We start from the raw sequence: 15,303 nt of genomic DNA on the forward strand, positions 1-15,303 counted from the left end.
GGTACTACTTTTTTACATGGTATACGTCGGATTGTCAGAGTTTAACATAGTACCCAGCAGTTTTTCGATCTTGGCATTTAAATTGGTTTTATCGTCGATAAAGCTTATACCAATACCTGGCGGATTCGAGCTTTGTGCACCTTGTGGGGTTATCCAAGCAACCTTCCCAGTAATTACGTCATCTTCTAAAGCATCTGGTAATGTCACTTTTAAAGCCAATGAATGCCCCATTTCAAACCGCATATTAGTACGTACAAACAAACCACCATTTTTTATGAAAGGCATGTAACAGCGATATAATTCTTCTAAATCTTCGATATCTACTAATAATTCTTGCACAATATGTCCTAATTATGGCTTTCACGTAAAGAAAACGCTAGTTGCGAAATGGCCAGCGGCATATTCAAACCAAGCACATGTGAGCTGTTATAAATAAACTCAGAAATTGCAGATTGCGCTTTTTGATAGCTGAAAAAATCCATTCCCAATACTAATTGCGTTTTTAGATGCTCAGTTAAAAACAAAGTAAAGACATTAACCAAACTTGTATCTTTATTCAGTATGTCGACTAACGCACTGAAATTATGGCTGTCTTTTATCTCAGTTGCAAATTTATAGAGTGTATCAATAGACTCTAATTGCTGTTCATTTTGCCATTGTTCTACAAGGAGTGGTTGTTGCGAAAACAAACCTAACCAAGAATAATTAGGAATATCTAGGGAGGCTAACCATTGTGTCGTAGTTTCTATATTAACTTTCACTTCGTGCACAGCACAACGACTGAGTATGGTCGCAGGTAATTGCGCGATTTGTTCACAGGTTAATAATAGGTAGCGGTGTAAACTTGGCTCTTCAAGCGTTTTTAATAGCGCATTGGCAGCGGCTGTGGTCATTTTATGGCACTGCTCAAGTACAACCACCTTATTACCGTTTTGAGCAGCTGAATGGTTTATAAAATCGGTAATATCACGAATTTCATCAACACCGATCGTTTGCCCGTCTACTTTAACCACCCGTTTATCGGGATGCGTGCCTGCTTGATTTAACAAACAACTTTTACAATGACCACAGGCAACCAAATTATTGGCTGAGGCACATAACAAACCATCAGCTAACTGCTCTACTAAGCGCTGCTTGCCAACCCCTTTATCACCATTAAACAATTGCGCATGGTGAAAACGATGCTGAGAGTAGCTCTGTGCTAACTGCTGTTGTAAGGGTTCAAGCCAAGGCAATGGCATATTATTTTAAACTCTCAAAAAAGGTATCAAGTACCGTGGTGATGGCAGCATGCACTTCAGGCATCGCTTTATTTGCGTCAACAGTTTGAATACTGGGATCATGTTCAGCAAGTGCCAAATAACGCTCACGTGTACGTTCAAAAAAGCCGAGCGCTTCTTGTTCAATTCGATCAAGTTCTCCGCGTCCCTTCGCACGTGCAAGTCCCACAGCAGGGTCAATATCTAAATATATTGTTAAGTCTGGCTTTAAGCCTTTTAAAACCATATCAGCCAAAAAAGAGAGTTTTGATTGCTCAATACCACGACCACCCCCTTGGTAGGCTTGCGATGAGAGATCATGACGGTCTCCCAGTACCCAGGTCCCTTTATCGATTGCAGGTTTAATAACATTCGCAACAAGTTGAGACCGTGCAGCGTACATAATAAGCAATTCTGTCTCACCCGTTATTTGCTCTTCATGAGCCTGTTTTACAATGTGACGTAGTGCTTCCGCCACAGGGGTACCACCTGGCTCACGTACATTAATAAATTCAACCTGCTTGTGCTGTAGGTAAGCTTGGCACACGGCGATTGCCGTTGATTTTCCAGCCCCTTCAAGACCTTCAATCACTATAAATTTCGCTGTCATATGACTCTTTTCTGGTTATTTGTTTAATTGGTACTGCTGCACAGCACGATTATGCTCTTTCAATGTTTTTGAAAATTGATGGCTCCCATCGCCTTTCGCTACAAAATAAACATACTCTGACTCAGGCGGATTCACCGCTGAAAGTAATGCCGCTCGCGATGGCATGGCAATCGGCGTTGGCGGCAGCCCTTTAATTTTATACGTATTATACGGTGTGTAAGTGGTTAAATCTTTACGTTTAATATCACCATCAAAGTCGGCTCCGATGCCGTAAATTACCGTTGGGTCTGTTTGTAAGCGCATATTGCTCTTTAACCGATTCGTAAAAACAGCCGATATTAAGGGCCTTTCACTTGCAAGCCCTGTTTCTTTCTCGATAATTGAGGCAAGTATTAGTGCCTCATACGGTGAGTTCAAGATTAAATCGTGTGCTCTATTTTGCCACGCATTATCGAGCTCTGTTTGCATTTTAGAGTAGGCACGCTTTAATACACTGCTGGCCGTGTCTTCACTATGATAGTGGTACGTATCAGGGAATAACCAACCTTCTAAATTTTCATCTTTATTGCTAATTTGCTTTGCTAAATTCTCTTCATCAAGGTCTTGCTTCAAATGAGTTTGCTTAGCAATGTTGGTAATTACTTCTCTCAGTGGTTGCCCTTCAATAATAGTAAAACTAAAGCTGACTTGAGCGCCTTGATTAATGCGGCGAATATTATCGATTACAGAGGTAGAATCAAGCTCATACAAGCCTGCTTTTAAATCCGTTAAGGTCGGGTCTAACTTTGCAAGCACCTGAAATTTAAAACAACTATCAAGCCATTGCTTACTTTGCCACTGTTTGCATAATTGATTAAATCCGGTTCCGCGGTCCACTTTAAACAGTGTGGTGTTAGTAACATTTAATGGCATACTCAATGCTGCTTGAAGTTGTTGATAGCCAATACCACAACATAGCAATGCTAATAAAAGCACGCTAACAATGACTTTTATCACACATTCTCCTTGGCAAACTGGGTCGCTAATAATGCTTTACTTCGAGTAATGTCAAACTGTGTATCCGTAATGGCTGCAACAGGCACAACACCCATTAAGCTATTACACATAAAAACCGCATCCATCGCTAATAACTCTTCTACGCTAATTTGTTTAAACTCAATTGCTAACTTAGCACATAACGATTTTAGGTAAACCCCAGTAATCCCACAGTTATTTAATTGTGGCGAAAAAATCTGTTCATTTTTTATCGCAAATAAATTAGCAGCAGAGCTTTCTATTACATTGTCATTAATATCAAGCACCACAACATCGTCGCAATTAAGTGTGTTCATTTGATTTTTAATGAGCACTTGCTCGAGGCGGTTTAAGGTTTTTAAACCGGCAAGCACAGGCTGATGTGCAAGTTTAATACTGCTTATAGCGAGTGAAACCCCCTGCTCTTGCCATGTTTTATAATGTGCAACAGCAGGTAATACCGTGATAAGAACTTGAATCGAAGGCGCTTCAGGTAAGCCGTAACCTCGGCCGCCACTGCCGCGGGTAATAACAATTTTTAAAATGCCTGATTGTATATCGCCTATGGCCTGAAGCGAGGCATTTTCTATTGCCATGACATCTAAAGTTGGGAATGCTAAGCGCGCTGCACATTCTATTAAACGGGCTTTATGTAATGGCCAGTGCTCTATACTGGCATCATTAATGCGAGCCGTAGTGAAGAAGCCATCACCATAGTTTAGACCACGATCTTGAAAGCTGACCATGGTGTGGTCGTTGGTTATAATTATTGTTTGTTTAAATTTACTCATATAAAAAAGCCCAGTTAAACAACTGGGCTCTTCTTAATTTAGTCCGTTGTTACCGGCAATTATACCTTTTTAAATAGCAACGAGCCATTAGTACCACCAAAACCAAACGAATTACACAGTGCATAATCCAATTTAGCGTCACGTGCTGTGTGCGGTACATAGTCTAAATCACACCCTTCATCAGGGTTATCAAGGTTAATTGTTGGACTTACTTTTTGGTCTTGTAAAGACAAAATAGTAATAATAGACTCAACAGAGCCCGCTGCACCTAACAAATGACCCATCATTGATTTAGACGAACTAACCATCACATCTTTTGCTGCATCACCAAAAATTGATTTAACAGCCGATGTTTCAGCTTTATCACCTGCATGCGTTGAAGTACCATGCGCGTTAATGTAGCCCACTTGGTCAGCATTTACTTGTGCATCTTTCAACGCATTTTCCATAGCAAGTGCTGCCCCAGAGCCATCTTCTGGCGGTGAGGTCATGTGGTAAGCATCACCACTCATACCAAAACCTACAAGCTCTGCATATATGTTTGCACCACGTGCTTTTGCATGCTCATACTCTTCCAGTACGATAACACCTGCACCATCGGCCAGAACAAAACCATCGCGGTCTTTATCCCACGGACGAGATGCGGCTTGTGGATCATCATTACGTGTTGATAATGCACGAGCTGCATTAAATCCGCCCATACCAATTGGCGTAGATGCTTTTTCAGCACCACCCGCAACCATCGCATCAGCATCACCGTATGCAATCATACGCGCTGCGTGGCCAATGTTATGCAAACCTGTTGTACAGGCCGTAACAATTGATATATTAGGACCACGTAGCCCATGCATGATCGATAAGTGACCCGAAATCATGTTAATGATGGTCGACGGTACGTAGAACGGAGAAAGCTTACGCGGACCACTGTTTAATAGTTTTACGTGGTTTTCTTCGATTAACGTTAAACCACCGATGCCCGAACCCACTGCGACGCCAACGCGTGTCGCGTTTTCGTCAGTGATTTCTAAGCCAGAATCTTGTAGTGCTTGTACACCCGCTGCAATGCCATATTGGATAAACAAATCCATTTTTTTTGCATCTTTCGGTGACATGTAAGCTGATGCATCAAAGTCATTCAGCAAACCTGCGAATTTGGTGCCGAAACTTGAGGTATCGAAATGCGTGATAGTTTGAATACCACTTTTACCGTTTAACAAACCTTGCCAAGTAGATTCAACATCATTACCTAGCGGTGTCAACATTCCTAAGCCAGTTACGACGACTCGACGTTTAGCCACGGGTTGCCTCCAATAAGGAAATTATTTTAGGTGGGGTGTATACCAAAATATTCAGTATCATTCTTTAGATAGACTAAGGGCAGCCTAAAGCTGCCCTTAAAATCAAAATGCGATTGATTACTCAGCGTGAGCTGTAACGTAATCGATTGCAGCTTGAACTGTAGTGATCTTTTCAGCTTCTTCGTCTGGGATCTCAGTGTCGAACTCTTCTTCAAGAGCCATTACTAGTTCTACAGTATCAAGTGAATCAGCACCTAAGTCGTCAACGAAAGAAGCTTCATGTTTTACTTCTTCTTCTTTAACACCTAGTTGCTCGATAATAATTTTCTTTACGCGTTCTTGGATGTCGCTCATTCTTCTTTCCTTTATTAAATACGCCAATGCGTTATTTTCAGATTGCGGCGTAGTTTACGCCGCATAATTCTGTGATTCAAGGATTTGCTGATAATTACTTATCTGGTCAAACCTCTTGATTGGTATTTGTTCATTTATCGCTTATTTTCATAGCGAATTCAAGTATGTTTAAAGCAAGATCACAAAAAATTCAACATTTTTCGATAATCTTTTGTTAGCACTTTGGTGCTAACATTCATTAAACCATGTACATCGCGCCATTTACGTGCAATGTTTCACCCGATACATACGCAGCTGCGTCAGATGCTAAATAACACACTGCGGCTGCAATTTCTTCAGGCTGACCTAAACGACCCGCTGGCACATTTGCTAGCGTGGCTGCTTTTTGCTCATCTGTCAGCTCATCAGTCATGTCTGTTTGGATAAATCCAGGCGCTACAACGTTAACCGTGATACCACGAGACGCCACTTCGCGTGCAAGTGATTTAGTAAAACCAATCACACCTGCTTTTGCTGCAGCATAGTTTGCTTGACCCGCATTACCCATCGTGCCTACAACTGAACCAATGTTGATGATACGGCCATTTTTCTTTTTCATCATAGGACGTAAAACAGCCTTAGATAAACGGAAAACAGAGCTTAAGTTGGTGTCAATAATGTCATCCCACTCGCCGTCTTTCATTCGCATAAGTAAATTATCGCGCGTAATACCCGCATTATTTACTAATACATCAATATCACCTAAATCAGCTTTGATCGCAGCAAGTGTTGCTTCAATCGACTCTGGATCAGTCACGTTTAACGCATAACCTTTACCATTATCGCCTAAGTACTCACTGATTTTTGCAGCACCTGATTCGCTTGTCGCTGTGCCCGCAACTTTTGCACCTTGTGCCACTAAGGTATTCGCAATCGCTTTACCTATACCGCGGCTAGCACCTGTGATAAGGACAACTTTGCCCTCAAGAGAAAATAAATTTGTCATTCTATTCCTACTTATTTCGCTTCATCAATCGTAGCTTGCGTGTTTACCGCTGCGCATACCATTGCTTTATCAATACGTTTAGCCAGACCCGTTAATACTTTGCCTGGGCCAAATTCATAGCTTTGTGTAATGCCTTGCGCTACAAGGGCCTGTACAGTTTCAGTCCAGCGTACTGGGCTGTATAGTTGACGTACTAGCGCATCTTTAATTGCTTCACTAGATTGCTCTGCTTTAACGTCAACATTATTAATTACATCACACTTAGGTGTATTAAATGTTAAAGCGGCTAAATCAGCGGCTAATTTTTCTGCCGCAGGTTTCATTAATTCACAGTGTGAAGGCACGCTTACAGCAAGCGGTAAGGCACGTTTTGCACCTGCTTCTTTACACGCTTCTGATGCGCGCTCTACCGCGGCCTTGTGGCCTGCAATAACAACTTGACCAGGTGAATTATAATTAACTGGTGAAACCACTTCGCCATTAGCCGATGCTTCACATGCGGCTTTAATTTCATCATCACCTAAACCGATAATAGCTGCCATAGAACCGGTACCCGCTGGTACTGCTTCTTGCATATATAAACCACGGTTTTCAACAAGCTTGACGGCTTCGCTTAAACTAACAACGCCTGCACAAACAAGCGCTGAATACTCGCCTAAACTGTGGCCAGCCATAACAACGTCTGCATCAGGGTTTGCTGCTAACCATTGGCGGTAAATTGCCACACTGGCAGTTAATAAGGCCGGTTGTGTACGATGGGTTTGATTTAATTCTTCTTCTGGACCATTAAGTACAAGTGCAGCTAGATCATAGCCAAGCGCGTCTGATGCTTCTGCAAATGTTGCTTTAACAATATCAGAATCGGCTAAAAGTTCAGATACCATGCCCACAGTTTGTGAGCCTTGACCTGGAAATACGAGTGCAATTTTATGTGCCATACTTTGCTCTTATCATTAAACAAAAAAATAATTCTTTTGTAGGCAGCATAACAAGTTTTTTAAATGCTGCACTACTTTATTGTTGGATGTGTTTGCTCAAAAATCGCAGCGATTTTTTCAGGGAGTTGGCGTTCGACTTCCCGCACGGCTTCATCTATAGCAGCATGGAACGCCTTTGCAGAGGCATTACCATGGCTTTTAACAACAATACCGCGCAATCCTACCAGACTTGCGCCATTATACTGGTCGGGGTTCACCCGCTTGTAGAGCTTTTTTATCACTGGTCGCAATAAAAACGCCAAACATTTGTATAAAAAATGTTTGTGTAAGGCTTTCGTTAATTTATGCATGATAAGTTTGGCAATCCCTTCACAGGTTTTTAATGCCACATTACCTACGAATCCTTCGCACACAATCACATCGGCTTTACCACTGAAAATATCGCTACCTTCACTGTAACCTGTGTAGTTGAGATATTTACATTGCTGCATTAGTTGTGCAGCTTGCTTTATTCCCTCATGCCCTTTGATGTCTTCAGAGCCAATATTTAATAAACTAACGCGAGGATTATCACAGCCAAGCGCTTGTCCTGCGACCACAGAGCCCATAATGCCAAACTGATAAAGTGTTTGCGCATCGCAATGCACATTGGCCCCTAAATCTAATAGATAAACGGGATCTTTTCGCTCAGTAGGGACGGCTGAAATAAGGGCTGGTCGTTTTACACCCGGCAGCATCTTTAATACATAATGCGCCATAAAAAATAACGCGCCAGTATTACCCGAGCTTACACAGGCTTGCGCTTCACCCGATTTAACTAAATCAAGGGCAACTCGCATTGAGGAATCTTTTTTTGAACGAACAGCTGAAGCGGGTTCACACGCATTAGTAACAACTTCACTACAATGACGAATGATTAATCGCGGGTGAGAAAGCGAATCAAGCGCTTCAAGTTCTTTAAGAATAACTTGCTGATTACCACATAAGATCAGTCTTAAGTTGGTATTAGCATTTACCGCTCTTACGGCGGCGGGGATAGATGAACGGGGGCCGTAATCGCCCCCCATCATATCTAACGCTATGGTTAGATTGGTCAGCATATAGCAATCTCTTAGTTAGAAATTACTTTAACGCCTTTATAGTAACCGTCAGCAGTTACGTGGTGACGACGGTGAGTCTCACCAGAAACTTGGTCTACAGTTAAAGTTGGACCACTGATCGCATCGTGTGAACGGCGCATGCCGCGTCTTGCACGAGACTTTTTGCTTTTTTGTACAGCCATTAGTCTTCTCCTAAGAATCTTTCTTAAGTTGTTTCAAAATATCAAATGGATTTGGTTTGTCATCTTTTGCTGATAATTTACCAAAGCTTGTAGGCTCTGATGAATAACTGCACGAGGCTTCGTTGTGTGTAGGCACTATAGGAATTGCCAAAATCAGTTCGTCTTCGATTAACTCAAACACGTTGATTTCGCCATTTTCGTCCAGTTCTACTTCATCGTAACCTTCAGGAAGATGATCTGACTCTGCATCCAAACCGACTGGCGAATACACAAAGTCTTGATCCAAATCCAACCCTAATTCACCATTGCAGCGTTGACAAGTTACGGTTACATGTACTGATAAATTACCACTTATCACTACTAAACCCTGGTCATCAATTTTGCAATGAATCTTTACCGCTATTTCACCTGCTTCTTCCTGCACAACTTGCTCTAAACGAGAAAGTTTTTCAAGCGGTACAATACCGTCATACGTTAAACGATGTTGTGCTGCTTTGCTGGGATGAAGAGTGATGGGAATTTTCACCTTTTGCATAGGGGCTGCATCATATAGATAGTTAGTTGGTTAGTCAAAGTAAAAAACCAATTTTAGTCGGTTTTTAACGATCTTCTGCTTTGTTTTCGGATTCATTGTGGCTTATCCTTGCCAAAAGACATTTTATACCCAGAATATTTTATGAAACCAACACTTATATTAGCGTCAAGCTCACCATTTAGACAGCAATTATTAACTAAATTAAATCTACCTTTTGAAAGTTTTTCACCTGATATCGATGAATCAGCGCTAGAAAATGAAACGCCCTCGCAACTTGTTAAGCGACTAAGTGAGCAAAAAGCGCGTGTCGCAGTTGAACATTTTACCAATGGCTTAGTGATAGGCTCTGATCAGGTGGCCGTTTTCAACAATAAAATACTAGGTAAACCACACAATAAAGAAAACGCCGTTGCGCAATTATCCGCATTTAGCGGCCATACTGTGAGATTCTTAACGGGTTTGAGTGTCTTCGATATAGAATCAAATAACGCAATCACGACGGTTGTGCCATTCGACGTGACTTTTAGAACACTAACACTTGAGCAAATTGGCGCATATTGCGATGCTGAGCAACCTTACAATTGTGCTGGCAGCTTTAAAAGTGAAGGATTAGGTATTTGCTTATTTGACAAGCTCAGTGGCGATGACCCAAATACACTTATTGGCCTGCCACTGATCACATTAACTAAAGTACTGGCTGAGTTTGGTGTTGATGTACTGACTCTTCAGCATGAGATGTCAACACGCTAAGTAACTGCCAATACGAATCAACGACAGTAATCGGCGCATGTTGTTGCAACTGTGCCTTACTGTGGGCACCAAAGCTCACACCAATACAGGCTATACCAGCGGCATTCGCCATCGCCATATCCAATTGGCTATCGCCAATCATCACAGCATCACTTTTCGTTATGCCCTGCTCGTGCAAAATTTGCTCAAGCATATCAGGGGATGGCTTTGACATAGCATCATCTGAGCATTTTACGTTCATAAAATACTTACCGAGGCCCGACTCATTAAGTAATCTATCAATACCTTCACGTCCTTTACCAGTAGCCACAGCGAGCTCTATACCTGCGTCTCTTAACTGCGTTAGTACAGGTTCTACATCTGCGAATAGAGGTGTAGGTGTGACATCTAATTCGCGATATTGTGCTTTATAACCTGCAACGAGTTCATCGTTTAAATGCAAATGAGCAGGAAAAAGTACTTCAGTGGCCTTGGTTAGCGACAAACCTATCACATCTTTCGCTTGTTGCTCTGTTGGAACTGGAATACCTAAATCTCGCGCAGTATTTCGCAGGCAGGTCACAATTTTTGGCACAGAATCCATGACTGTGCCGTCCCAATCAAAAATAGCGAGTTTAAACCTGTTCATTATCAGCACGTAACTTTTTAATACAATTACTTAAAGCTTTATCTAACGGCGCTTCAACATGCATCGTTGTTTCGTTTTTAGGGTGGATAAAGCGTAAATCATGCGCATGTAAAAATAACCGATTTAACCCCGTTAACTTATTAACGTATTGATCAAATTCAGCCACACCATATTTATCATCACACGCAATTGGGTGACCTTTGCATTGCGTATGAACACGGATTTGGTGAGTACGCCCAGTCACCGGCGACGCTTGCACCAGTGAACACTCTGCATAACGCTCTAGAACACGGAAACGTGTGTGCGATGGTTTACCTTCGGTATTGTCTACACGCACCACGCGCTCACCAGACTTTAAAGTATTTTTACGTAAGCCTTCAGTGACGTTTTTAGTTTTCGCATCCCATTGCCCATCAACCAGTGCCCAATAATTTTTTTCCATGGTTTTTTCACGCAACTGCTGATGCAAGTGTGTAAGCACTGAACGGCGCTTTGAAATAAGTAAACAGCCTGAAGTATCACGGTCAAGACGGTGAACCAGTTCAAGGCTGCGCTCTTCTGGGCGAAGTACTCGCAGTGCCTCGATTAAGCCATAACTTAAACCACTGCCGCCATGCACCGCCATTCCTGACGGCTTATTAATCACCATCAAGTATTTATCTTCAAATAAAATGGCCTCTTCAAGCTGTTTAACCTTATCTAGCTTTTTCGGCACAAATTCATCTTTTTCGGCCACTTTTATGGGCGGAATACGAATAACATCATCAAGTTGTAATTTATAAACGGGTTTAATGCGCTTTTTATTTACTCGCACTTCACCTTTACGAAGAATTTTATAAACTGCACTTTTAGGCACACCCTTCAGGTGAGTAATAAGAAAGTTATCAATGCGTTGACCTAAGTGGTCTTCACCTATGGTAACAAATGATACTTGTAAGCCGGTTTTTTCTGACATTGCCTAATCACTGATTTAAGTAAATAATTTAGTTGCTAACGCGGTTGTAATAGTGGGATAATCACCGCTGCGAACATAAAGTTTGCAAGTAACAACGGTGCTTTTTACCACATTAAAACATTCGTGATGCATATTCTGGGTTGCCGATCATACAGATCCGCGCTAAGTTTTCCAAAGCTTTTATAATTACCCAGCCAACACGAGCGTTCAATTATCGGCGATGCGCGTAATATATTGCCTGCATAATTTGAGCACGAATGCTGATTAATGAATAGAAAAAGCAATTGAACAAGATAAATTGTCTGATAGTGACGACGTAACAACGTCATTCAGAGTAAGCTGTTGTAGCAAGACATTGAATTAAAATTTGAACATGGTCGACTTCGGAACAGAACTCGTAAATTAAAACCGTGAAAGACGCGGCAGTTTTGGCACCAAAAAGAATTTAATAACGTGACAACATGTTATTGTCAGCCACACCATAGACACGCTCAATGTAAGCGAACAACGTCGGTTTTTGATTTTAACCAGTCGTGAGATTGCACAAGAATAACCGTCAAAAACCACTGAACAGACGAAATGATATCGTCATGTCAGCGACAGAAATTAGTAGAGTAACAATATGAAACGTATGCTAATCAATGCGACGCAGCAAGAAGAAATGCGCGTTGCACTGGTTGATGGCCAGCGCCTGTATGATTTAGACATAGAGAGCCCAGGTCACGAACAAAAAAAAGCCAATATTTACAAGGGTAAAATTACCCGTATCGAACCATCATTAGAAGCAGCCTTTGTTGATTATGGCGCGGAAAGACATGGTTTCCTTCCACTTAAAGAAATTGCACGCACATACTTCCCACAAGGCTATACATTCCAAGGTCGTCCGAATATTCGTGACGTAATCAAAGAAGGCCAAGAAGTAATTGTTCAGGTTGATAAAGAAGAACGTGGCCAAAAAGGCGCGGCACTAACAACCTTTATAAGCGTAGCAGGCAGCTATTTAGTGCTTATGCCAAATAACCCTCGTGCCGGCGGTATTTCACGTCGTATTGAAGGTGATGAGCGTACTGAACTAAAAGAAGCGCTAAGCCGTTTAGAACTTCCTAAAGGTATGGGGCTCATTGTCCGTACTGCGGGTGTTGGTAAATCATTCGAGGAACTAGACTACGACTTAAAAGCGCTTTTAGTTCACTGGGATGCCATTCAACAAGCTGCAGATAGCGGCCCTGCACCATTCTTAATTCACCAAGAAAGTAACGTTATTTTCCGTGCTATCCGCGACTATCTACGTCGTGATATTGGTGAAATTTTAATTGATAAAGCCCGTGTTTTTGAAGAAGCTAAAGCGCACATTGAACGCTTCCGCCCTGATTTCATGAGCCGTGTTAAGCTTTATCAAGGCGATGTGCCATTATTCACACATTACCAAATCGAAAGCCAAATTGAGTCAGCGTTCCAACGCGAAGTTCGCTTACCTTCTGGTGGTTCAATCGTTATTGATCCGACAGAAGCGCTTACCTCTATCGATATTAACTCGTCAAAAGCAACCAAAGGCGGTGATATCGAAGAGACCGCGCTTAATACGAACCTAGAAGCCGCTGATGAAATTGCACGTCAATTACGTCTACGTGACTTAGGTGGTCTTATTGTTATCGATTTTATCGATATGACACCACCTCGCCACCAACGTGAAGTTGAAAATCGCCTAAAAGATGCTGCACGTCCAGACCGTGCTCGCGTACAAATAGGCAAAATTTCACGCTTCGGCCTTCTTGAAATGTCACGTCAACGCCTGCGTCCATCTCTAGGTGAAGCAAGCCAAGGTCCGTGTCCGCGTTGTAATGGTCAAGGCACTATTCGTTCAAACGAATCAATTGCATTGTCTATCCTTCGTTTAATCGAAGAAGAAGCAATCAAAGACAATACATCGCAAGTAAACGCACAAGTACCTGTTGCGGTAGCTGCTTACTTATTAAATGAAAAACGCCGTAGTGTGCACCGTATTGAAAAACGCCATAGTGTTGATGTGGTCATTATTCCAAATCAACACATGGAAACACCGCACTATGAAGTAGTTCGTTTACGCAAAGATGAAACGATTGAAACTGTTAGCTATGAGCAAGTCGTTGCACCAGAGCCAGAAGCATTTGAAATGGCTAAAGCACCCACAGCACCGGTTCGTGAAGAGCCTGTGTTAAAAGGTGTTGTTATGCCAACAAACCCAGCGCCACAAGCTGCTCCAAAAGCTGAACAACCAGCTCAAGACGTTAAGAAAAGTGACGGTGGTTTATTTGCAGCCATCGGTAAATGGTTTAAATCACTCTTCAGCAACTCTGAAGAAGAGACTGAAAAAGAGCAAGAAGAGAAAAAAGCGGCACAACAGCGCAGCAACAACCGTCGTAATAACGACAACCGTCGCAGAAGCAATAACCAACGTCGTCGTAACAACACTCGTAATAAGCGCCCTTCAGACGTTGAAGCGAAAGAAGATAAACCGGCCACTAATTCAGCTCCTGAGCAAAAAGAAAGTAACGAAAACCGTAATAAGCGCCGTCGCAATTCGACTAACCGAAAGCGAAATGAAAAGCGTACTGATGACGTAGAAACAACGTCAACAGAGGCAGTTCAAGAAACGCAAACGGAGCAACCGAAAGAGACTAAACCTAAGGTTCGCCGTCAACGTCGTAATATTCGTAAGAAAGTGCGTTTACAAGACGAAAATGCCGAGGAAGTGAAATCAACTCAGAGCAGTGATACTGTTCAGGCTGAGAAAACAGACAAAGCAGCAAAGCCTGCCAAACAGGCGAAAGAAGCGAAAGACGATGTAGTACCAGAGGTTAAATCTGAAACGCCTGCACAGACTGAGGTTAAAGCAGAAAAACCTGCAAAAGCTGACGTTAAATCGGTTAAAACAGAAGAAACCAACACACCGGTTGAGGAGCAAAATGTAAACGCTGAGTCAGTTGCTGATGATGAACAAGCACAGCCGCGCACACGCTCACGTCGTTCACCTCGTCACCTTCGTGCAGCTGGACAACGCCGTCGTCGTCCTGAGCAAGATGAAAAGCAAAATGAAGATAAAGGTGACACACCTGCCTTTATTCCTGTTGCGGATCAAGCTGCTGCTGAATATGAAGCTGAATTAAAAGCTAAACAAGCGCAAACTGAGCAACCAGTTGAAGCGCCTGAATCAGCTAACACTGATGAGCCAGTTAAAGCTGAAGAGCCAGTAAAAGCTGAAGAACCAGTAAAAACTGAAGAACCAGTGCAAGCTGACGAACCAGTAAAAGCTGAAGAACCAGTTAAAACTGAAGAGCCAGTACAAGCTGAAGAACCAGTTAAAACTGAAGAGCCAGTACAAGCTGACGAACCAGTAAAAGCTGAAGAACCAGTAAAAGCTGAAGAACCAGTAAAAGCTGAAGAACCAGTAAAAGCTGAAGAACCAGTAAAAGCTGAAGAACCAGTACAATCTGAAGAGCCAGTACAAGCTGAAGAACCAGTGCAAGCTGAAGAACCAGTAACAACTGAAGAACCAGTTAAAGCTGACGAACCAGTAAAAGCTGAAGAACCAGTACAAGCTGAAGAGCCAGTTAAAGCTGAAGAACCAGTAAAAGCTGACGAACCAGTAAAAGCTGAAGAGCCTGTTAAAGCTGACGAACCAGTGCACGCTAAACAAGCACCTAACAATGAAAGAACAGTGTTAGTTAAGGGTTCAGCAAGCGCTGCAATGGCAAAACCTGCACCAGTTGCAGACAGCGAGCCAGTACCAACACCAGGTGCTATGGCACACGATAAACGTGAAGCTATTCCAGACAGTGGTTTACGCGCAGGTTCAATTAAACCTGCCGGTAAAGCCCGTGCTGATATGGCTAAAACATTATCGGCTGACTAGTCTAGCTGTTAT

Annotated in this window: 16 protein-coding genes; 2 read left to right on the top strand and 14 right to left on the bottom strand. The window is 42.3% G+C overall.

Annotated features, from left to right (window positions below; translation table 11 throughout):
• Positions 1 to 12: 12 nt before the first annotated feature.
• The 12 genes from D0907_RS09180 to yceD all read right to left on the bottom strand — a co-directional run bounded on the left by D0907_RS09180 (position 13) and on the right by yceD (position 9,066).
• Positions 13 to 339, bottom strand: coding sequence for a PilZ domain-containing protein (locus D0907_RS09180; protein WP_036967997.1), 327 nt, complete (start codon positions 337 to 339; stop codon positions 13 to 15).
• 8 nt (positions 340 to 347) lie between these two features.
• Positions 348 to 1,241 carry a DNA polymerase III subunit gene (locus D0907_RS09185; protein WP_118844363.1) on the bottom strand — a complete coding sequence of 298 codons (894 nt, stop codon included), beginning with the start codon at positions 1,239 to 1,241 and terminating at the stop codon, positions 348 to 350.
• A gap of 1 nt (position 1,242) precedes the next feature.
• On the bottom strand, positions 1,243 to 1,869 hold the full coding sequence (gene tmk / locus D0907_RS09190) for a dTMP kinase (RefSeq protein WP_036967991.1): 627 nt from the start codon (positions 1,867 to 1,869) through the stop codon (positions 1,243 to 1,245).
• Between the two features lie 15 nt (positions 1,870 to 1,884).
• Positions 1,885 to 2,865, bottom strand: coding sequence for an endolytic transglycosylase MltG (gene mltG, locus D0907_RS09195; protein WP_118844364.1), 981 nt, complete (start codon positions 2,863 to 2,865; stop codon positions 1,885 to 1,887).
• Positions 2,862 to 3,674 (bottom strand): aminodeoxychorismate lyase, encoded by an 813-nt coding sequence (gene pabC, locus D0907_RS09200; protein ID WP_065978484.1) that lies wholly within the window; start codon positions 3,672 to 3,674, stop codon positions 2,862 to 2,864. The genes mltG and pabC overlap by 4 nt, the downstream gene beginning before the upstream one ends.
• 59 nt (positions 3,675 to 3,733) lie before the next feature.
• On the bottom strand, positions 3,734 to 4,972 hold the full coding sequence (fabF, locus tag D0907_RS09205; RefSeq protein WP_118844365.1) for a beta-ketoacyl-ACP synthase II: 1,239 nt from the start codon (positions 4,970 to 4,972) through the stop codon (positions 3,734 to 3,736).
• A gap of 117 nt (positions 4,973 to 5,089) precedes the next feature.
• Positions 5,090 to 5,326, bottom strand: a complete 237-nt coding sequence (gene acpP / locus D0907_RS09210; RefSeq protein WP_016707440.1) for an acyl carrier protein — start codon at positions 5,324 to 5,326, stop codon at positions 5,090 to 5,092.
• Between the two features lie 238 nt (positions 5,327 to 5,564).
• The gene (gene fabG, locus D0907_RS09215) at positions 5,565 to 6,311 is read right to left on the bottom strand and encodes a 3-oxoacyl-ACP reductase FabG (RefSeq protein ID WP_036967976.1); all 747 of its coding nucleotides are present in this window, start codon (positions 6,309 to 6,311) and stop codon (positions 5,565 to 5,567) included.
• 11 nt (positions 6,312 to 6,322) lie between these two features.
• Positions 6,323 to 7,249 (bottom strand): ACP S-malonyltransferase, encoded by a 927-nt coding sequence (gene fabD, locus D0907_RS09220; RefSeq protein ID WP_036967973.1) that lies wholly within the window; start codon positions 7,247 to 7,249, stop codon positions 6,323 to 6,325.
• 71 nt (positions 7,250 to 7,320) lie between these two features.
• Positions 7,321 to 8,349: a phosphate acyltransferase PlsX gene (plsX, locus tag D0907_RS09225; protein WP_036967971.1), complete on the bottom strand. Its 1,029-nt coding sequence runs from the start codon at positions 8,347 to 8,349 to the stop codon at positions 7,321 to 7,323.
• An 11-nt stretch (positions 8,350 to 8,360) separates the two neighbouring features.
• Positions 8,361 to 8,531, bottom strand: coding sequence for a 50S ribosomal protein L32 (gene rpmF / locus D0907_RS09230; RefSeq protein WP_036967969.1), 171 nt, complete (start codon positions 8,529 to 8,531; stop codon positions 8,361 to 8,363).
• A gap of 10 nt (positions 8,532 to 8,541) precedes the next feature.
• Positions 8,542 to 9,066: a 23S rRNA accumulation protein YceD gene (yceD, locus tag D0907_RS09235; RefSeq protein WP_036967966.1), complete on the bottom strand. Its 525-nt coding sequence runs from the start codon at positions 9,064 to 9,066 to the stop codon at positions 8,542 to 8,544.
• 141 nt (positions 9,067 to 9,207) lie between these two features.
• Here yceD and D0907_RS09240 point away from each other — a divergent pair, with 141 nt between their 5' ends.
• The gene (locus tag D0907_RS09240) at positions 9,208 to 9,816 is read left to right on the top strand and encodes a Maf family protein (RefSeq protein ID WP_036967964.1); all 609 of its coding nucleotides are present in this window, start codon (positions 9,208 to 9,210) and stop codon (positions 9,814 to 9,816) included.
• Here D0907_RS09240 and D0907_RS09245 read toward each other — a convergent pair.
• Both D0907_RS09245 and rluC read right to left on the bottom strand, forming a co-directional pair.
• The gene (locus D0907_RS09245; RefSeq protein ID WP_118844366.1) at positions 9,752 to 10,444 is read right to left on the bottom strand and encodes an HAD family hydrolase; all 693 of its coding nucleotides are present in this window, start codon (positions 10,442 to 10,444) and stop codon (positions 9,752 to 9,754) included. The genes D0907_RS09240 and D0907_RS09245 overlap by 65 nt on opposite strands.
• Positions 10,431 to 11,399 carry a 23S rRNA pseudouridine(955/2504/2580) synthase RluC gene (gene rluC, locus D0907_RS09250; RefSeq protein ID WP_036967959.1) on the bottom strand — a complete coding sequence of 323 codons (969 nt, stop codon included), beginning with the start codon at positions 11,397 to 11,399 and terminating at the stop codon, positions 10,431 to 10,433. Before rluC ends, D0907_RS09245 begins: the two co-directional genes overlap by 14 nt.
• Before the next feature lie 622 nt (positions 11,400 to 12,021).
• Here rluC and rne point away from each other — a divergent pair.
• The gene (gene rne / locus D0907_RS09255) at positions 12,022 to 15,291 is read left to right on the top strand and encodes a ribonuclease E (protein WP_118844367.1); all 3,270 of its coding nucleotides are present in this window, start codon (positions 12,022 to 12,024) and stop codon (positions 15,289 to 15,291) included.
• Positions 15,292 to 15,303 lie beyond the last annotated feature (12 nt).

Origin of the sequence: Pseudoalteromonas lipolytica, from assembly GCF_003515105.1 — a bacterium.
Taxonomy (GTDB): Bacteria; Pseudomonadota; Gammaproteobacteria; order Enterobacterales; family Alteromonadaceae; genus Pseudoalteromonas; species Pseudoalteromonas lipolytica.